Source organism: Streptomyces finlayi, assembly GCF_014216315.1.
Taxonomy (GTDB): Bacteria; Actinomycetota; Actinomycetes; order Streptomycetales; family Streptomycetaceae; genus Streptomyces; species Streptomyces finlayi_A.
The window spans coordinates 5,376,744-5,395,682 of record NZ_CP045702.1 but is presented as its reverse complement, the minus strand read 5'-3'; the positions used below and the strand labels follow the sequence as shown (position 1 = coordinate 5,395,682).

General features: G+C 67.1%; 15 protein-coding genes, 2 tRNA genes and 2 pseudogenes. 5 read left to right on the top strand and 14 right to left on the bottom strand.

Translation table 11 applies throughout. The features are described 5' to 3' along the window. Nucleotides 1-67: 67 nt before the first annotated feature. Entirely contained in the window at nt 68-2,689 is a 2,622-nt protein-coding gene (locus tag F0344_RS24820; RefSeq protein WP_185300879.1) for a valine--tRNA ligase, read from the bottom strand. Between the two features lie 136 nt (nt 2,690-2,825). On the opposite strand from F0344_RS24820, the gene F0344_RS24815 reads away from it, so the two are divergent. Beyond that, nucleotides 2,826-3,800 (top strand): hypothetical protein, encoded by a 975-nt coding sequence (locus F0344_RS24815; RefSeq protein WP_185300878.1) that lies wholly within the window; start codon nt 2,826-2,828, stop codon nt 3,798-3,800. Between the two features lie 501 nt (nt 3,801-4,301). Here the strand turns inward: F0344_RS24815 and F0344_RS24810 are convergent. The 7 genes from F0344_RS24810 to F0344_RS24780 all read right to left on the bottom strand — a co-directional run bounded on the left by F0344_RS24810 (nt 4,302) and on the right by F0344_RS24780 (nt 9,816). Then, complete coding sequence (locus F0344_RS24810) at nt 4,302-4,607, bottom strand: helix-turn-helix domain-containing protein (protein ID WP_185300877.1); 306 nt, start codon at nt 4,605-4,607, stop codon at nt 4,302-4,304. Then, nucleotides 4,607-4,990: a type II toxin-antitoxin system RelE/ParE family toxin gene (locus F0344_RS24805; protein ID WP_185300876.1), complete on the bottom strand. Its 384-nt coding sequence runs from the start codon at nt 4,988-4,990 to the stop codon at nt 4,607-4,609. The genes F0344_RS24810 and F0344_RS24805 overlap by 1 nt, the downstream gene beginning before the upstream one ends. 101 nt (nt 4,991-5,091) lie before the next feature. Next, the gene (gene clpX / locus F0344_RS24800; protein ID WP_185300875.1) at nt 5,092-6,390 is read right to left on the bottom strand and encodes an ATP-dependent Clp protease ATP-binding subunit ClpX; all 1,299 of its coding nucleotides are present in this window, start codon (nt 6,388-6,390) and stop codon (nt 5,092-5,094) included. A gap of 155 nt (nt 6,391-6,545) precedes the next feature. Continuing rightward, entirely contained in the window at nt 6,546-7,229 is a 684-nt protein-coding gene (locus tag F0344_RS24795; protein WP_308460991.1) for an ATP-dependent Clp protease proteolytic subunit, read from the bottom strand. A gap of 76 nt (nt 7,230-7,305) precedes the next feature. Further along, nucleotides 7,306-7,911, bottom strand: coding sequence for an ATP-dependent Clp protease proteolytic subunit (locus F0344_RS24790; RefSeq protein WP_185302875.1), 606 nt, complete (start codon nt 7,909-7,911; stop codon nt 7,306-7,308). 260 nt (nt 7,912-8,171) lie between these two features. Then, on the bottom strand, nt 8,172-9,590 hold the full coding sequence (gene tig, locus F0344_RS24785; protein ID WP_185300874.1) for a trigger factor: 1,419 nt from the start codon (nt 9,588-9,590) through the stop codon (nt 8,172-8,174). A gap of 149 nt (nt 9,591-9,739) precedes the next feature. Further along, nucleotides 9,740-9,816 (bottom strand) — tRNA-Pro (locus tag F0344_RS24780). A 192-nt stretch (nt 9,817-10,008) separates the two neighbouring features. Here F0344_RS24780 and F0344_RS24775 point away from each other — a divergent pair. Beyond that, a tRNA-Gly gene (locus F0344_RS24775) sits at nt 10,009-10,082 on the top strand. A gap of 111 nt (nt 10,083-10,193) precedes the next feature. Here the strand turns inward: F0344_RS24775 and F0344_RS24770 are convergent. Beyond that, nucleotides 10,194-10,388 carry a hypothetical protein gene (locus tag F0344_RS24770; protein WP_185300873.1) on the bottom strand — a complete coding sequence of 65 codons (195 nt, stop codon included), beginning with the start codon at nt 10,386-10,388 and terminating at the stop codon, nt 10,194-10,196. A 511-nt stretch (nt 10,389-10,899) separates the two neighbouring features. Between F0344_RS24770 and F0344_RS24765 the strand changes: the two genes are divergently transcribed. After that, nucleotides 10,900-12,054, top strand: coding sequence for an acyltransferase family protein (locus F0344_RS24765; RefSeq protein ID WP_185300872.1), 1,155 nt, complete (start codon nt 10,900-10,902; stop codon nt 12,052-12,054). A gap of 13 nt (nt 12,055-12,067) precedes the next feature. Here the strand turns inward: F0344_RS24765 and F0344_RS24760 are convergent. Beyond that, nucleotides 12,068-12,557: pseudogene (locus tag F0344_RS24760) on the bottom strand (HD domain-containing protein); the annotation flags it as partial. 108 nt (nt 12,558-12,665) lie between these two features. On the opposite strand from F0344_RS24760, the pseudogene F0344_RS24755 reads away from it, so the two are divergent. Then, a pseudogene (locus F0344_RS24755) lies at nt 12,666-12,791 on the top strand (cation:proton antiporter); the annotation flags it as partial. 43 nt (nt 12,792-12,834) lie between these two features. Here the strand turns inward: F0344_RS24755 and F0344_RS24750 are convergent. The 4 genes from F0344_RS24750 to F0344_RS24735 form a co-directional block, all read right to left on the bottom strand. Beyond that, nucleotides 12,835-13,980 (bottom strand): PP2C family protein-serine/threonine phosphatase, encoded by a 1,146-nt coding sequence (locus F0344_RS24750; protein ID WP_185300870.1) that lies wholly within the window; start codon nt 13,978-13,980, stop codon nt 12,835-12,837. Between the two features lie 298 nt (nt 13,981-14,278). Next, nucleotides 14,279-15,088, bottom strand: a complete 810-nt coding sequence (locus F0344_RS24745) for an Fpg/Nei family DNA glycosylase (protein ID WP_185302874.1) — start codon at nt 15,086-15,088, stop codon at nt 14,279-14,281. A gap of 57 nt (nt 15,089-15,145) precedes the next feature. After that, nucleotides 15,146-16,342 (bottom strand): RNA-guided endonuclease InsQ/TnpB family protein, encoded by a 1,197-nt coding sequence (locus F0344_RS24740; RefSeq protein WP_185300869.1) that lies wholly within the window; start codon nt 16,340-16,342, stop codon nt 15,146-15,148. 214 nt (nt 16,343-16,556) lie between these two features. Next, complete coding sequence (locus F0344_RS24735; protein WP_185300868.1) at nt 16,557-17,045, bottom strand: ribose-5-phosphate isomerase; 489 nt, start codon at nt 17,043-17,045, stop codon at nt 16,557-16,559. A gap of 258 nt (nt 17,046-17,303) precedes the next feature. Here F0344_RS24735 and F0344_RS24730 point away from each other — a divergent pair, with 258 nt between their 5' ends. Further along, complete coding sequence (locus tag F0344_RS24730) at nt 17,304-18,800, top strand: amino acid permease (protein ID WP_258050099.1); 1,497 nt, start codon at nt 17,304-17,306, stop codon at nt 18,798-18,800. Nucleotides 18,801-18,939: the final 139 nt, after the last annotated feature.

The window sequence follows — 18,939 nt, the reverse complement described above, 5'->3', positions numbered from 1 at the left end:
CCCCACTCCTTCTCCGCAGTACGAGTAAGGCCCGGACCGAGGTCCGGGCCTTACTCGTGGGCGATGATCAGGCTGCGGGCAGGCTGTCCAGCTGTCCCTGGATTCGCGCGATGTCCGCCTCGGCCTTGGTCAGGCGGCCACGGATCTTCTCGACGACGTGCTCCGGGGCCTTCGCCACGAACGCCTCGTTGCCGAGCTTGCCGTTGGCCTGCTTGACCTCGGACCGGGCCGCGTCCAGGTCCTTCGTCAGGCGCTTGCGCTCCGCAGCGACGTCGATCGTGCCGGAGAGGTCGAGCGCCACGGTGGCGCCCGCGACCGGCAGCGTCGCCGTGGCCTGGAAGCCCTCCTCGGCGGGCTGGAGACGCAGCAGCTGACGGATGGCCGCCTCGTGCGGGGCGAGCGCCGTACCGGTCAGGGTCAGCTGGGCCGGAACCTTCTGGCCCGGCTGGAGCCCCTGGTCGGAGCGGAACCTGCGGACCTCGGTGACGACCTGCTGGACCAGCTCGATCTCCTTCTCCGCGGCGGGGTCGCGGAAGCCGGAGTCGGTGGGCCAGTCGGCGACGACGAGGGACTCGCCGCCGGTGAGGGTCGTCCAGAGCTGCTCCGTGACGAACGGGACGATCGGGTGCAGGACCCGGAGCGTCACGTCCAGGACCTCGCCGAGGACGCGGGCGGACACCTTGGCCTGCTCGCCGCCGGCGAAGAACGTCGTCTTGGACAGCTCGACGTACCAGTCGAAGACCTCGTCCCACGCGAAGTGGTAGAGCGCCTCGCTGAGCTTGGCGAACTGGAAGTCGTCGTACAGCGCGTCGACCTCGGCGACCGTCGCGTTGAGCCGCGACAGAACCCAGCGGTCGGTCGCGGACATCTCCTCGACGGGAGGCAGCGGACCCTCGACGGTCGCGCCGTTCATCATCGCGAAGCGGGTCGCGTTCCAGATCTTGTTGGCGAAGTTACGGGACGCCTGGACCCAGTCCTCGCCGATCGGCACGTCCGCACCGGGGTTGGCGCCCTTGGCGAGGGTGAAACGGACGGCGTCGGAGCCGTAGTTGTCCATCCAGTCCAGCGGGTCGACCGCGTTCGGGTTGGACTTGGACATCTTCTTGCCGAACTCGTCGCGGACGAGGCCGGTCAGGGAGACGGTCTTGAACGGAACCTCGCCGTCCATCGCGTACAGGCCGAACATCATCATCCGGACGACCCAGAAGAAGATGATGTCGTGGCCGGTGAGCAGGACGTCGGTCGAATAGAACTTCTTGAGGTCGGGCGTCTCCTGGGGCCAGCCCAGCGTGGAGAACGGCCACAGGCCGGAGGAGAACCAGGTGTCGAGGACGTCAGGGTCCTGGGTCCAGCCCTCGCCGCTCGGCGGCTCCTCGTCCGGTCCGACGCAGACGACCTCGCCGTCGGGGCCGTACCAGACGGGAATGCGGTGGCCCCACCACAACTGGCGCGAGATGCACCAGTCGTTGAGGTTGTCGACCCAGTCGAAGTACCGCTTCTCCATCTCCTTCGGGTGCAGCTCGACGCGCCCGTCGCGGACCGCGTCGCCCGCGGCCTTGGCGAGCGTCTCGACCTTGACCCACCACTGGAGCGACAGACGCGGCTCGACCGTCGTCTTGCAGCGCGAGCAGTGGCCAACGGAGTGGACGTAGGGGCGCTTCTCGGCGACGACCCGGCCCTGCTCGCGCAGGGCGGCGACGATCGCGGAGCGCGCCTCGAAGCGGTCAAGTCCCTGGAACGGGCCGTGGACCGTGATGACCCCGCGCTCGTCCATGATCGTCATGGACTCCAGGCCGTGCCGCTGGCCGATGGCGAAGTCGTTCGGGTCGTGGGCGGGCGTGACCTTCACGGCGCCGGTGCCGAACTCGGGGTCGACGTGGGTGTCGGCCACGACGGGAATGGTCCGGTCGGTGAGCGGAAGCTTGATCCGCTTGCCGATGAGGTGCGCGTACCGCTCGTCGTCGGGGTGCACCGCGACGGCGGTGTCGCCGAGCATGGTCTCGACCCGTGTGGTGGCGACGACGAGAGTGTCGTCGCCTTCGCCGTACTTCAGCGAGACCAGCTCGCCGTCGTCGTCCTGGTAGTCGACCTCGATGTCGGAGATCGCCGTCAGGCAGCGCGGGCACCAGTTGATGATGCGCTCGGCCCGGTAGATCAGCTCGTCGTCGTACAGCCGCTTGAAGATGGTCTGGACGGCGTTGGACATGCCCTCGTCCATGGTGAACCGCTCACGGGACCAGTCCAGGCCGGCACCGAGACGCTTCAGCTGGCCGAGGATCCGGCCGCCGAACTCGTCCTTCCACTGCCAGACCCGCTCGGTGAACGCGTCACGCCCCAGGTCCTGGCGTGACTTGCCCTCCTCGGCGAGCTGCTGCTCGACCTTGTTCTGGGTGGCGATGCCCGCGTGGTCCATGCCCGGCAGCCACAGGGTCTCGAAGCCCTGCATGCGCTTACGCCGGGTGAGGGCGTCCATCAGCGTGACCTGGAAGGCGTGCCCCAGGTGCAGTGCGCCGGTGACGTTCGGCGGCGGGATGACGATCGTGTACGGCGGCTTCTCGCTCGCGGCGTCGGCTTTGAAGTACCCGCGTTCCACCCAGCGCTCGTACAGCTTCCCCTCTACCTCGGCCGGCGCGTACTGGGTCGGCAGTTCGGGGTTGCTGGCTGTCTGCTGCTGAGTGTTCTCGGTCACGAGGGACAGTTTAGGGCCGTCACGGTCCCGCACTGAAACCGGTTGTTCAGTAACGGTGTGCCGCCCGATGCCCCACGTCACGGCCGCGTCAGCCAGGATGTTCGCAACGCATAAGCATTCTGGAGGGGACAGCAGCATGAGCTACAACCAGCCGGGTCCGTACGGTGGGCAGCCGCCGCAGGGCCAGCCCGGACCGTACGGACAGCAGCCGGGCCCGTACGGCGGCCAGCCGCCGCAGGGTCCGCCGCAGGGCCAGCCCGGTTACGGGTACCCGCAGCAGGCCCCCCAGGGTGTTCCGCCGCAGCAGCCCCCGCAGGGCTACGGCTACCCGCAGCAGGGCCAGCAGCCCGGCCCGTACGGCCAGCAGCCGCCCACGCCCCCGTACGGCGGCCAGCCGGCCTACGGCGGCCAGATGCCGATGCCGCCGGCCGCGCCCAAGAAGAAGACCGGCCTGATCGTGACGGGCGCCGTCGTGGCCCTGGCCGTGATCGCCGGTGGCGTGTACTTCCTGACGTCGGGGGGCGGCAGCTCGGTCGCGAACGACGGGAAGACGTACAAGCTCGCGACGCCTGAAACGGTGCTTGGGGGCTCGTACAAGAAGGCCCCCGATCAGGGCAACGAACAGATGTCGGAGAAGGACCTCAAGGAAGCGGAAGCATGGGGGGTGACCAACGCCAAGAACGTCAGCGCGAGTTACACCTCTGGGGATGCGGCTACGCAGAAGATGCTGTCATTCAGCGGCGTCTACGGAGACATCGAGGACCCCGAGAAGGTCGTCGACGCCATGTTCGCCAACATGAAGGCAGAGGCCGAGAAGGACACGGGCAGCGAGCCTAAGGGCGAACTCGTCGGCAACCCCCAGGCGTTCACCCCGGCCGGATTCGAGAACGGCGTCCTCAAGTGCCAGGAGTCCAAGATCACGGGCGCCAGCGGCACGGGCAGTTCTAAGCCCACCACGATGCCGGTCTGCATCTGGGGTGACCACAGCACGGTGGTCTACGTTCTGGACATGGATATGGCCGCGATGATGACCGGCAAGAGCACTTCGATGGAAGACGCAGCCAACAACGCGGCCAAGCTCCGCAACGACGTGCGCGTCGAAGTCAAGTAATCGCCAACGCACGCCAGAGCACAACGCGCACTCGCACCGCGACCCTCTCAATCGTCGATGCTATTCAGCCATCAGTACGAGCCTGCTCACCGGGTTCGTTCTGGCTGCAGCACTGACGGCGGTACCGCTGGCCACCGCAACACCCGCTTCAGCAACCCAAGCACAATGCATCAACAAACTTATACAGAACGGCGTCGTTGTCGGGACGAAGGTGCAGTACGCATGCAGTTGGCCCGCTCACGTTTGGGGTGCACAGCCTAGTGATGCATGCATGAGCCTTTTGCAGCAGGCAGGCGTCACGACCTGGGCCACCCGGTACACCGCGTGCATACTCGCTTAGTTACGTAGTTCGCGGGGAACAGACCAAAGGGGCGCCCGGTCAGCGAACTGACCGGGCCCCCCTTTGACTTGACTACGAACTACGCGGACTTCTCGTGCCGGCCGCCGTCGTTCTTGCCGATCGTGCGCGGCTCGCGCGGGACCGGTGTCGGACCTCCGGGATCAGAGCTTCACTGACACGTTTCCGACCGTAGCCAGTATCGTCAGCTCGCCGCCGATGGCTTGGAGGTAGGCCGACATCGTCGACGTATCCAGACGGACACCGCCACGCTCGATCTGGCTGATGCGCCCTTGCGTCACTCCCATTGCCTTTGCTGCCTGCACCTGGGTCATCCCCTGCGCCTTGCGGAGGGAGGCCAGTTCGTGGCCTCTCTCCGCGTCGACCATCTCGCTCTTGATGGCGTCGACGCGGGCACGCTTCTCCGGCGTGATGTCGGCCGTGAGGTCGGCCATGCTGCCAAGCTTCATCAGTCGTCCTCCTCCTTCAGAGCTTCAAGGTGAGCGATGTAGTTGGCATCAGCCTGCTTGATCGCCTTGGGGTACCAGGCCGTCCACTGACGACCGCTCGCTTTGTTCCCCGCAACAAGAAAGACCGCCCGTCGCGCAGGGTCGAAAACGAAGAGCATCCTGATGCTGACCGAGCTCCCGCTCCGAGGACGGAGCTCCCGCATGTTGCGGAACTGGCTGCCGTCAATGGCCCCCACCGTCGGGCGCCGCAAGGCGGGACCGCACTCCTGGAGCCGCTCCAAGGCAGCAATGACGTGGTCGTGACTGTCCGGGTCTTCCTTGGCGAGGTCTTGAATCCACTCCAGGACATCTGCGAAGAATCTGAGTTCGTACGGACCGTCCACGACAAATATATTAGCCCTAGCTAATATATTTTGTCAAGAAGAAGGCGCCCACCGGTTGTCCGGTGGGCGCCCCTTCGGCGTACGTGTGAGAACTTCTGCCGCTACGCGGACTTCTCGTGCCGGCCGCCGTCGTTCTTGCCGATCGTGCGCGGCTCGCGCGGGACCAGCGTCGGGTTGACGTTGTTGCGGACGACGTCCGAGGTGATGACCACGCGGGCGACGTCCTTGCGGGACGGCACCTCGTACATCACGGACTGGAGGACTTCCTCCATGATGGCGCGCAGACCGCGCGCGCCCGTCTGGCGCAGGATCGCCTGGTCGGCGATCGCTTCCAGCGCCTCGCGCTCGAACTCCAGCTCCACGCCGTCGAGTTCGAACAGCTTCTGGTACTGCTTCACCAGTGCGTTGCGCGGCTCGACCAGAATCTGGAGGAGTGCCTCGCGGTCCAGGTTGTGGACCGAGGTCAGTACCGGGAGGCGGCCGATGAACTCGGGGATCATCCCGAACTTCACCAGGTCCTCCGGCATGACCTCCTGGAACTGGTCGCTCGCCTGGATCTCCAGCTTCGAGCGGATCGTCGCGCCGAAGCCGATGCCCTTGGCGCCGGCCCGCGACTCGATGATCTTCTCCAGACCGGAGAAGGCACCGCCCACGATGAACAGCACGTTCGTCGTGTCGATCTGGATGAACTCCTGGTGCGGGTGCTTCCGGCCGCCCTGCGGCGGTACGGAGGCGGTGGTGCCCTCGAGGATCTTCAGCAGGGCCTGCTGCACGCCCTCGCCCGAGACATCGCGGGTGATCGACGGGTTCTCGCTCTTGCGGGCGACCTTGTCGATCTCGTCGATGTAGATGATCCCCGTCTCGGCCTTCTTGACGTCGTAGTCAGCGGCCTGGATCAGCTTCAGCAGGATGTTCTCGACGTCCTCGCCGACATAGCCGGCCTCCGTCAGCGCCGTCGCGTCGGCGATGGCGAACGGGACGTTGAGCATGCGGGCCAGCGTCTGCGCGAGGAGCGTCTTGCCGGAGCCCGTGGGGCCCAGCAGCAGAATGTTGGACTTGGCGAGCTCGATCGCGTCGTCGCGGTTGCCGCCACCACTGTTCTCGCCGGCCTGGACCCGCTTGTAGTGGTTGTACACAGCGACCGAGAGGGCCTTCTTCGCGGGCTCCTGCCCCACGACGTACCCCTCGAGGAACTCGTAGATCTCGCGCGGTTTGGGAAGCTCCTCCCACCGCACTTCCGAGGTCTCGGCGAGCTCCTCCTCGATGATCTCGTTGCAGAGATCGATGCACTCATCGCAGATGTACACACCGGGTCCCGCGATGAGCTTCTTCACCTGCTTCTGGCTCTTTCCGCAGAACGAGCACTTGAGCAAGTCGCCGCCATCACCGATGCGTGCCACGAGGTGCTTCCCCTTCGCCTGGGAGACGCCTGGTTCAGCGGCTCCTGGTGCCTCTATCCGACGGTACCTTGCCTGACCCCCCGTACGGGCCCCCCTTGGCACGGTTCACACGGCCGAGGCCGTGCGAACGGAATGTGCCAAGGGGAAAGACCGACTCAGACGGAAGCGCCTGCTGTCGTCTTACGGGTGGAGACGATCTGGTCCACCAGACCGTACGCCAGGGCGTCCTCCGCGGTAAGGATCTTGTCGCGCTCGATGTCCTCGCTGATCTTCTCCAGCGGGGTGGTGGAGTGCTTGGCCAGCATCTCTTCGAGCTGGGTGCGCATCCGGAGGATCTCGTTGGCCGCGATCTCCAGGTCGGAGAGCTGCTCACGGCCGGTCTGCGAGGACGGCTGGTGGATGAGCACACGGGCGTGCGGGAGCGCCATGCGCTTGCCCGGCGTGCCCGCCGCCAGCAGGACGGCGGCGGCGGAGGCCGCCTGGCCCATGCAGACCGTCTGGATGTCCGGCTTCACGAACTGCATCGTGTCGTAGATCGCGGTGAGCGCGGTGAACGAGCCGCCGGGGCTGTTGATGTAGATCGAGATGTCGCGGTCCGGGTCCATCGACTCAAGGCACAGGAGCTGCGCCATGACGTCGTTGGCCGAGGCGTCGTCGATCTGGACGCCGAGGAAGATCACGCGCTCTTCGAAGAGCTTCGCGTACGGGTCGTACTCACGCACGCCCTGCGAGGTGCGCTCCACGAAGCGCGGGATGACGTAGCGGTTGTCCACCTGCGGGCCGGTGTAGAGGCCGCTCGCGGAGGCGCCGGGGAAGTTGTTCATGTGGGTCTTCACCATCCTGGTGGCGTTCTGTGGGCTGGGTTCTCGGCGTACGGGAGGTGCGGAAGCTGGTGCCGGTCCGGTCGAATCCGGATCAGGCGCCGGTGCCGCCGCCGCCCGGGATGCCCGACGCGGCCGAGATGATCTCGTCGATGAGGCCGTAGTCCTTGGCCTCCTCCGCGGTGTACCAGCGGTCACGGTCGCCGTCGCGGATGATCGTTTCCACGGTCTGACCGGAGTGGTGGGCGGTGATCTCCGCCATACGCGTCTTCGTCCGGAGCAGGTACTGGGCCTGGATCTTGATGTCCGAGGCGGTACCGCCGATGCCGGCCGAACCCTGGTGCATGAGGATGTCGGTGTTCGGGAGCGCGAAGCGCTTGCCCGCCGCACCGCCGGTCAGCAGGAACTGGCCCATCGAGGCCGCCATGCCCATACCGATGGTGACGACGTCGTTCGGGATGTACTGCATGGTGTCGTAGACGGCCATGCCGGCGGTCACCGAACCACCGGGGCTGTTGATGTAGAGGTAGATGTCCTTGTGCGGCTCGGCGGCAAGGAGCAGCAGCTGTGCGGTGATCTTGTTGGCGATGTCATCATCGACCTGCTGACCGAGGAAGATGATGCGCTCGCCGAGCAGTCGGCTGTAGACCTGGTCGCCGAGGCCACCACCGAGGGACGGCTCTCCGGCGGCGTAGGGCATCAGATTCGTCACGTATCCACCTGCTCGTCTCTGACGGCTCCGGCCGTCTCAGCGTCTTCGTACCGGGTGGGCGGGGACTCCCCCACCCTTCCTTCATGGACCCTAACGCGCAGGTAGGACAACGCCATCCCGCTTCCCCAACTGTTCGCTGGGAGCGCAAGGTAAGCAGTCCGCACAAGGGTTGCGACGGTCGTACGCCGATACGTCGACGGGCTCCCGACGCACAGCGTCCGGAGCCCGTCGGCGGATCGGTACGAGGCTCAGCCCTGGGGCTTGTCCTCGGCGGTCGTGGTGTCACCCTCGGCGGACTCGGCGGAGTCACCCTCGGCGGCCTCTACGGCCTCAGAGGTCTCGGGGGCTTCTTCCTCGTCGTCCTCGAGGTCGACGACCTCACCGTTGGTGTCGACGACCTTGGCGGCCTCGACGACGACGGCGAGCGCCTTGCCGCGGGCGACCTCGCCGACGAGCATCGGCACCTGGCCACCCTCGACGACGGCCTGGGCGAACTGGTCGGGGCTCATGCCGGAGGAAGCGGCGCGCCGCATGAGGTGCTCGGTGAGCTCCTCCTGGTTGACGTTCAGCTTCTCCTTGTTGACGAGCTCGTCAAGGATGAACTGGGTCTTGATGCCCTTGATCGCCTGCTCGGCGGTCTCGGCCTCGAACTCCTCGAGCGTCTTGCCCTGGATCTCCAGGTACTTCTCGAGGTCGATGCCCATCTGGCCGAGCTGGTGGTGCTCGAGGTTGTGCTTGCGGGTCTTGACCTCGTCCGCGAGGAGCTTCTCGGGGATCGGGACCTCGGCCAGCTTCAGCAGCTCGTCCAGGACGCGCTCCTGGGCCTGGGTGGCCTGGTCGTACTGCTTGGTGCTCTCAAGGCGCTTGCGGCTGTCCGCCTTCAGCTCGTCGAGCGTGTCGAACTCGCTCGCCATCTGGGCGAACTCGTCGTCCAGCTCGGGAAGCTCACGGGCGGCGACGGCGGTGACCTTGACGGTGACCTCCGCGTCCTTGCCCTCGGCGGAGCCGCCCTTCAGCTGAGAGGTGAAGGTGGCCTCGCCACCGGCCTCCAGGCCGGTCACGGCCTCGTCGATGCCTTCGAGGAGCTCGCCGGAACCGATGGTGTACGAGACACCGGCGGCCACGCCGTCCTCAAGGACCTCTCCGTCGACCTTGGCCTCCAGGTCGATCGTGACGACGTCGCCTTCGGCGGCGGCGCGCTCGACCGGGTCGGTGGAGGCGAAGCGCTCGCGGAGCTGCTCCACGGCCTTCTCGACGTCCTCGTCGGTGACCTCGAGGGCGTCGACGGTGACCTCGATGCCGGAGTAGTCCGGAATCTCGATCTCGGGGCGTACGTCAACCTCGGCAGTGAAGGACAGCAGCTCGCCGTCCTTCAGCTCGGTGATGTCGACCTCGGGCTGGCCCAGAACGTTGAGCTCACCCTCGTTGACCGCCTCGGTGTAGAACTTCGGGAGGGCGTCGTTGACGGCCTCCTCCAGGACTGCACCACGGCCGAACCGCTGGTCGATGACCCGGTTGGGGATCTTGCCCTTACGGAAGCCCTTCACCGTGACCTGCTGGTTGATCTTCTTGTACGCCGCGTCGAGGCTGTCCTTGAGCTCCTCGAAGGGCACCTCAATGCTGAGCCGAACCCGGGTCGGGTTCAGGGTCTCCACGGCGCTCTTCACGGTTCGGTCTCCTTGGGGGCTGACTTCTTTGGGTTCCGCTGGACCGCCGGGGGCGGCTTCGCGGATCGGGCCCGGTTCATCGGACACACGGGCACGCAATTTGCATAGTAACGGCAAGGGGGATGACTCCCCCAATGCGATCTTCCCTGTGGTCGGGGTGGCCGGATTCGAACCGACGACCTTCCGCTCCCAAAGCGGACGCGCTACCAAGCTGCGCCACACCCCGTCGGTGCGACACGTAGGGTACATGCCGTCGGGCAGTGCATCGCACGCTTTGCACGGTGCGTCTCACAGCGGGTGTCCGGCGGTGCGAGTTCGGCGGCTCGGCCGCCGGTCCCGCAACGGGTGTGCGGAGCAGGCCGCGGACCCGCTACGATGCTGTTCGTGCCGAGGTCCACGGACCCGCGGTGCGGCGTATGCGGGCGTAGCTCAATGGTAGAGCCCTAGTCTTCCAAACTAGCTACGCGGGTTCGATTCCCGTCGCCCGCTCCATACAGAAGGCCCGGTCCGGCAGTCACTGCCGGACCGGGCCTTCCGCTTTCGTCCGTACGCGCTCGCACGGACGCGGGCGACCTGTTTGCGTCCGCCCGCGGACCCGCCGGATCAGAAGCTGATCTGGTTGAGGGTGTCCGCGAGCGAGTTCATGAACCTGTTGATCGACGGCGCCATGCCGGTCGAGGCCAGGAAGAAGCCGAAAAGCACGGCGACGACCGCCGGCCCTGCCTTGATGGATCCACCACGGATCATGACGACCAGGATGATCGCCAACAGAAGCACCACAGACAGTGAAATGGCCACGACTGATCACACCCTTGGTCGGTCCGTCTTGCCGGCCCGGCGGCATGCCTTCCGGCACGCCCCGTCGCATCCATCGTGCCACCAACTCCCCTGTGGTTGCTGCCAGGTGACGAAACGACCTGTCCGAATCGCGCCATAGTCGCGCCCGCGCACACCCCGGGGCGGGAGCCGCCGCATGGGCGCCCCGCACCCGCGGCCCGTGCGGCGTACGGGCCGCGGGCCCGCCTGTGAAGCGGCTGTGAAGTAACTGTGGGCCGCGTATGGGAATTCAAATGAGCGTGACCGTTTCCATATCGCCACACTTCATTCACAGCCCATTCCCAGGAATCGGCGAGATGAAATTCACACTCCTCAACCACCCCCCGCTATGCACCATTTAAGGCGGATTAAACGGTGCATAGCAGTCAGACCTCGGTGGTTTCGCTGCCGCATGAGCGGGCACATGCGCGGGAACACGCGATATTCGTCGGGGGTTTTACGAATTGCAATCGGCGGGTCTAGGGTGTCTTAGATGTTCCAAGCTCCGAGCGTATTCCAGAGGGCCCCACTCCCCCCTGCGACCCGGGAGTCGGAGCCCGGACACGAGCAGACCCTGACGGCCCCCGGCACTCCCCCCACCACCGTGCCGAACGGTCCCGCCACCGCCGCACCGGCCAAAAGGCGTGACGCCTACTTCGACAACGTGAAGTTCCTCGCGATCGTGCTCGTCGCGGTCGCGCACGCCTGGGAACCGGTGATGGACGGCAGCCGGGCAGCCCGGGCGGTGTACATGGTGGTGTACGCGTTCCACATGCCCGCGTTCATCCTCATCTCGGGCTACTTCTCCCGCTCGTTCGAGATGACGCCGGGCAAGGTGAAGCGCCTGGTCACCGGCATCGCCGTGCCCTACGTGCTGTTCGAGACCGCGTACTCCCTGTTCAAGAGGTACGCCGGCGGGACGCCGGAGCAGGAGATCAGCCTGCTCGATCCGTGGTACCTCACCTGGTTCCTGATCGCCCTGTTCGTCTGGCGGCTCACCACACCGGTGTGGAAGTCCCTGCGCCACCCGCTGCCCGTGGCACTCGGGATCGCCGTACTCGCCTCGGTGACACCGGCGATCGGAGACGACCTCGACCTCCAGCGCGTGCTGCAGTTCCTGCCCTTCTTCGTGCTCGGCCTGATCCTGAAGCCCGAGCACTTCCAGCTGGTGCGGCGCCGCGAAGTCCGGCTGCTGAGCCTGCCGTTGTTGGCCGGGACCCTGCTGTTCGCCTACTGGGCGGCGCCGCGCATGCAGCTCGGCTGGTTCTATCGCAGCAACAGCGCGCAGGAGATGGGGGCGCCCTGGTGGTCAGGGGCCGTGATGTCGCTGACCATGTTCGGCTGCGCGCTGGTCCTGACCGCCGCGTTCCTGGCCTGGGTGCCACGGCGCCACATGTGGTTCACCGTGCTGGGCGCCGGGACGATCTGCGGCTATCTGCTGCACGGCTTCCTGGTGAAGGGCGCCGGATTCACCGGGGTGTTCGACCGGTTCGCGTGGCTGGCCTCTCCCGGCGGGATCGTGTTCGTCTCACTCGTCGCGGTAACCGCGGTGACCCTGTTCTGCACTCCGCCCGTACGTCGCGTCCTGCGGTTCGCCACCGAGCCGGACATGAACTGGGCGTTCCGGCGGGACGCCACCGAGCTCTGAGCAGACCCGCCGGCGGGTTGGCTTGATTCCGTCGTTCGGGGCTATGACCCGTCCGTGAGCCCCAACAACCCTCGTACCTGCGCATATTTCGCGGTCAGACGGGTACGCGTAGCCGGTTCGAGCACCGCGAGCCGGGCCGGGTCGGCGTTGTGGGCGAGATCCGACTCCTTGACGAGCAGGGCGCCGGGGGTCGCGAGAATCCGCGCGGTGTACGAGGGAAGGCTCTCGCCGTCCCGTTTGGTGACGGCGAGGACCATGTCCTTGACGGACTGCGGCAGAGCCGCCCCGTCCAGCCACTGCCGCGTGAGCGCGTCGTCCTCGACGGCGTCGTGCAGCCACGCCGCGGCGATCTGTTCGTCGCTCCCGCCCCGCTTCCGTACGCCGTCGGCGACCGCCGCCAGATGTTCGGCGTAGGGGCGTCCCGCCTTGTCCGTCTGGTTCGCGTGGGCCTCGCGGGCGATCGCCTCGACTTCGGCCAGGGTCAGTTGGGGAGCGGTGGTCACGGTGCCGACCCTACGGGCGGACGGCGGGAAGGGGGATCCGGCGTCGGGAACCGGTCCGAAGAGGTGCGATCTCGCCCGCGTCGGCGGGCGGACCGGACGACTCGAGTTCCGTTCATCGCCGGACACGTGCTCGTCCTCGCGGTCCTCGCCCCGCCGGCCGCCGGACGCTCTCATGTCCTGGCCCGGATTCTGCCGGGAGGGCGCGACAAGGAGTACGAGGCGCTGCCCGGTTGACGCGTGAGGCGTTTCGACCGCTTGCGCACGGTTCGGGTGTGGTTCAGGTGCGGCGGGACAGGAGAAGCAGTGCGCGGTCGTCGTTGACGTCCTTGGCGCACGCTTCGATCAGATGCCAGGCCGCGCCCTCGAAGCCCGTGACGACATAGCGGTCGGCCTCGCCCGTCAGCCGGTCGATTCCCTCGGCGATGTCGCGGTCCGAGGTCTCCACGAGACCGTCGGTGAAGAGCATCAGGACGTCCCCCGGGGCGAGGTGGCCCTTGACCGCGTCGAACTGCGCCCCGTCGTAGACGCCGAGCAGGGGCCCCTCGGCCGCCATCTCCTCCCACACGCCGCTGCCCGAGTGGAGCTGGAGGGCCGGGGGGTGGCCCGCGGAGAGCAGCTCGTAGTCGCCCGACTCCAGGTCCAGGACGAGATGGATCGAGGTGGCGAAGCCCTCGTCCCAGTCCTGGCGCAGCAGATAGCCGTTGGCGGCGGGCAGGAAGCCGTGCGGGGGCAGGGAGCCGAGGAGGCCGCCGAAGGCCCCGGACAGCAGCAGGGCCCGGGAGCCGGCGTCCATGCCCTTGCCCGAGACATCGGTGAGGACGGCTTCCAGGGTGCGTCCGCCGTTGGTGCGGGCGGCGACGACGAAGTCCCCGGAGAACGACTGGCCGCCCGCGGGGCGCAGGGCCATCTCGCGGTGCCAGCCCTGGGGCAGCCTGGGCAGGGCGCTCTGGACGCGGATGCGTTCGCGCAGGTCGAAGAGCATGGTGCCGCCGCGACGCCACGGGACCCCGACCCTCGCCCTGAACTGGGCGAGGACCAGGCCGAAGAATCCGCAGGCCGCGACCACCAGCACGGTGCCGGGGGTGACGCGGGCCGGCTCAGCGCCGTACGGGCCGAGCGCGATGGACTCGACGATCAGGGCGGCGGCGGCGGTCGCGTACAGACCGAGCAGACTGGCCGGCCGCAGCAGCAGGCCGCCCGCGACGATCGGGAGGACGAGGGCCGCGGGCGCGGACCACAGCGGGTTGAGCAGGGTGGTGAAGGTGATGGCCGGAATGGTGAGCAGCAGACCGACGAGAGCGATCCAGTCGGAGCCGTCACCGCGGAAGTAGTCCACCCCGGATTTGCGCAGGGCGATGCGGGCCCGGTGCGCCGATCTTCGCCACCGGGCCGCGTACGAGTCTGGTCCTCCACGACGTGCCATTGCGGGGACCCTATCCATCTCGGCGGCTCCGGGGCAGGGGGACCCTGGTGACAATGCGTTCGAAATCGGGTCGCTCGTCCGGCGTAGCCCTGGTACGGATGGCATATGACGACACAACTTCGTGTGCTGCGCCCCTCCGAGTGGGACAACTGGTTCGGGAACCTGGAGCGTTCGGCTCGGTGCGGATGCCTCCGGAGGCCCGTGAACTCTGGGCCGCGCTGACCGAGCACGAGCGGTCTGTCGGAATCCAAGCCCGTCCGGCGATGGAGGACACCCCTCCCCCAGGAGGCGCGGGCGGTCACGTGGGCTGGCAGCCTGGGCACCAGAAGAGGTTGCGGGCGGCCAGGTCTGCCGTGCGGATCTCCGTCGCGCAGATGTGGCACGGCTGGTGCGTGCGGCGGTAGACGTACACCTCGCCGCCGTGGTCGTCCACGCGAGGCGCGCGGCCCATGGCCTCCGGCAGGTGCTCGGGGCGGACCGTGTCGATGCGGTTGTTGCGGACGCCTTCGCGCATCAGCAGCCCGAGGTCGGCCCAGATCGCGTCCCACTCCGTGCGCCTGAGGCTCTTGCCGGGACGGTACGGGTCGATGCCGTGCCGGAACAGGACCTCGGCCCGGTAGACGTTGCCGACGCCCGCGACGACCTTCTGGTCCATCAGGAGCGCCGCGATGGTGACGCGGCTGCCGGAGATCCGCAGCCAGGCCCGCTCGCCGTCCTCGCCCGTCCGCAGCGGGTCCGGGCCGAGGCGGTCGTGTATCGCCTGCTTCTCGGCCGGGGTGATCAGGGCGCAGGTGGTGGGCCCGCGCAGATCCGCGTGGTGGTCCGTGTTCGTCAGGCGCAGCCGGACCGTGTCCGTGGGCGGCGGTGCCGGGGCCGTACCGAACCCGAGCTTGCCGAAGAGGCCGAGGTGGATGTGTACCCAGCCGAGGTCCCCGAAGCCGAGGAACAGGTGCTTGCCGTGGGCGTCCACGCCCGTGCAGGTATGGCCGTCGAGCAGGGCGGCGCTTGCGGAGAACCTGCCCTGCGGGCTGCTGACCCGCACCGGGGCGCCGGCGAACCGCTCGTCGTGGTCCGCGGCGAGGCGGTGGATCGTGTGTCCCTCGGGCACGTCGGCTCCGTACAGGTGGTGACTTGACATCCTCCCCCTCCTGAAGGAGGGGGATTCCTACGGCTCGCGCCGTGGGGTTTTCTGCTTCGTTGCCGACTGCCCGCCCGGAGAACTCCGTTGAGGTCTTACACCGGCTCCACAGACTGTCACCGAGAGCCCCTCGGCCAGTACGTTCTTCGCGGCGTTCACGTCACGGTCGTGAGTGACACCGCACCTACACGTCCACATACGGATGTTCAGCGGCATCTTGCCCTGCAAGGTGCCGCAGGCGGAGCACAGCCTGGAGGAGGGGAACCAGCGGTCGATGGCGACCAGGTCCCTTCCGTGCCAGGCGCACTTGTACTCCAGCATGCCGCGCATCGTGCTCCAGGCAGCATCCGAGATGGCGCGGGCCAGAAAATGGTTCTTGACCATGTTGCGTACGGTGAGATCTTCGATCACGATCGTTTGGTTTTCACGAACGAGTCGAGTGGTCAGCTTGTGCAGGTGGTCACGCCTGCGGTCGGTAATGCGGGCATGGACCTTGGCGACCTTGCGCCGGGCCTTGGCCCGGTTCGCTCCGTCACCCCTGGCCTTCTTCGCCAGCACCCGCTGAGCCTTGGCGAGACGGGCGCGGTCCTTGCGCTCGAACCTGGGGTTGGTGACCTTCTCTCCGGTGGAGAGCGTCACCAGGCTGGTGATCCCGGCGTCGATCCCGACCGTGTTCGTGGTCTGGGGCATGGTTGCGGGGATGTCGTCGCACAGCATCGACACGAACCAGCGCCCAGCCGGATCCTGCGAAACCGTCACCGTGGACGGCGTCGCACCTTCGGGAAGGGGGCGGGACCACACGATGTCGAGCGGTTCGCTCATCTTGGCGAGGGTCAGCTTGCCGTCCCGGTAGCGGAAACCGCTGGTGGTGTACTCAGCGGACTTCCGCGACTTCTTCCGGGACTTGAAGGCCGGGTACTTGGCCCGCTTCTGCCAGAAGTTCCCGAACGCTCCTTGCAGATGCCGCAACGTCTGCTGCAACGGCACAGACGAAACCTCGGACAGGTAGGCCAGCTCGTCGGTCTTCTTCCACGAGGTGAGCATCGCGGAGGTGGCGTTGTAGTTGACCCGCTCCTGACGGAGCGTCCACGCCTCGGACCGTGCGGCGAGCGCCAGGTTGTAGACCTTGCGAACGCAGCCGAACGTGCGCGACAGCTCGGCTGCCTGCGCATCGGTCGGACAGAAGCGGTACTTGAACGCCCGCTTCACCTGCTTCGTGGTCATGCTCACAAACTAGCGGTGCCGCGACTTAAGATCAAACCTGCGGGTCGCGGCACCGGGATCCGCCCTGGCGGCGAATCCCAGCCCACCGCCCTGCTCCGCACGGGCTGAGTTTCCTCCCCGAGCCAAAGCACGGGGTATCCACACAGGAGGAAGAGATGACCGTGCCGCCGGGGGTGGACTCCGGCGGCACGGTCGGGGCGGGTGGCGGGCTCGGTCAGCCCTGCTGCGGGTGGTGGGCCGGGATCGGGGGGAGCTCGCCGGTCGCCTCGTACGCCGAGAGCATCTCGATGCGCCGGGTGTGACGCTCCTCGCCCGAGTACGGGGTGCCGAGGAAGATCTCGACGAACTTCGTGGACTCCTCCTCGGAGTGCATGCGGCCGCCGATGGCCACCACGTTGGCGTCGTTGTGCTCACGGCCGAGCGCGGCGGTCTGCTCGCTCCAGGCGAGCGCGGCACGGACACCCTTGACCTTGTTCGCGGCGATCTGCTCACCGTTGCCGGAACCGCCGATGACGATGCCCAGGCTGTCCGGGTCCGCCGCAGTCTTCTCTGCGGCGCGGAGACAGAACGGCGGGTAGTCGTCCTGGGCGTCATAGATGTGGGGACCACAGTCGACGGCCTCGTGGCCATGGGCCGTCAGCCACTCGACGAGGTGGTTCTTGAGTTCGTAGCCGGCATGGTCGGAGCCGAGGTACACGCGCATGGACTGAGTGTGGCACGAACATCACGGGGTATCCGGCAGCGGGGTCGGAGCACCCGGGGCCGTTGCCGGTCGTGTGCGGACCGTGCGCGGGCGGTGTGCGCAAGGCCACAGTGGCAACGATCCGGTGAATGAAACGGAAGAGGGGGTTCCCATTCCGGTATCTCTCGGGCTTGAATGCGTGGCTGACCGCGAGATCACCCGCACCCCCACCGCGGCAACGCCCACAAGGCGCGCTCAGAAAACCAAAGGACTCGCTCCATGACATCGCAGACGACTCCGGTGGAGCCGGGCGATCAGCCCGGTACGCCGGAAAGCCCCGGTACGCCGGACGGCCTTCAGGCGGGACTCAAGAACCGTCATCTCTCGATGATCGCGATCGGCGGTGTCATCGGTGCCGGCCTCTTCGTGGGTTCGAGCGCCGGTATCGCCGCCGCGGGACCCGCCATCCTCCTGTCGTACGCACTGGTCGGCCTCATGGTCGTCTTCGTGATGCGGATGCTGGGCGAGATGGCCGTCGCCCGCCCGAGTTCCGGCTCCTTCTCGGCCTACGCCGACCAGGCCCTGGGCCGCTGGGCCGGTTTCTCGATCGGCTGGCTGTACTGGTTCTTCTGGGTCGTGGTGCTCGCCGTCGAGGCGACCGCAGGCGCGAAGATCCTGGAGGGCTGGATACCCGGCGTACCGCAGTGGGCCTGGGCGCTCATCGTCATGGTGGTGCTGACGGCGACGAACCTCGTCTCGGTCGGCTCGTACGGCGAGTTCGAGTTCTGGTTCGCCGGGATCAAGGTCGTGGCGATCGGTGGCTTCGTCGTCATCGGCTTCCTCGCCGTCTTCGGCTTCCTGCCGGGTTCGGACAACCCCGGTTCGGGCATCGCCCATCTCACGGACAGCGGTGGGTTCTTCCCCGAGGGCCCGGGGGCGATCCTCACCGGTGTGCTGATGGTCGTCTTCTCCTTCATGGGCAGCGAGATCGTCACCCTGGCGGCCGGCGAGTCGGAGGACCCGCAGCGCGCCGTCTCGAAGGCCACCAACAGCGTGATCTGGCGTATCGCCATCTTCTACCTCGGCTCGATCTTCGTCGTCCTGACGCTGCTGCCGTGGAACGACCCGTCGATCGTCAAGGACGGCTCGTACGTCGCCGCGCTCAACTCCATCGGCATCCCGCACGCCGGCCAGGTCATGGACGTCATCGTGCTGACCGCGGTGCTGTCCTGCCTCAACTCGGGCCTCTACACGGCCTCGCGGATGGCGTTCTCGCTCGGGCAGCGTGGTGACGCGCCGAAGGCGTTCGCCAAGGTGAACAAGCGCGGCGTGCCCAAGGCGGCCATCCTGTCCTCGGTGGTCTTCGGTTTCGTCGCCGTGTTCTTCAACTACCAGTGGCCCGACACCGTCTTCGCGTTCCTGCTGAACTCCTCCGGCGCGGTCGCGCTCTTCGTCTGGCTCGTCATCTGCTTCACCCAGCTGCGGATGCGCGGCATCATCCTGCGCGAGTCGCCGGAGAAGCTGGTCGTACGGATGTGGCTCTTCCCGTATCTGACCTGGGCGACGATCGCGATGATCTCGTTCGTGCTGGTCTACATGCTGACCGACGACACCGGGCGCGAGCAGGTCATTCTCTCGCTGCTGGTCGCGGCGCTGGTGGTGGCGATCTCGCTGGTACGTGAGTTCCGCGGCCGGAAGCCGGGCACGGTGGACGACGGCGTGAAGTTCACCAGCTCCGCCGATTCCGTGGACTCCGTGGACTCCGGAAAGAAGTAGTCGATACCGGACAGTTCGTGTCGGGTATTACCGGAAGGCTCTCCTTCGCAAGCCCTCAGCGAGCGAAGGAGAGCCTTGCCACGTCTGCCACCCCTTTTCGCCCCGGTGGCGACGGTGACGTACGCGCCGCCGTGGCGTA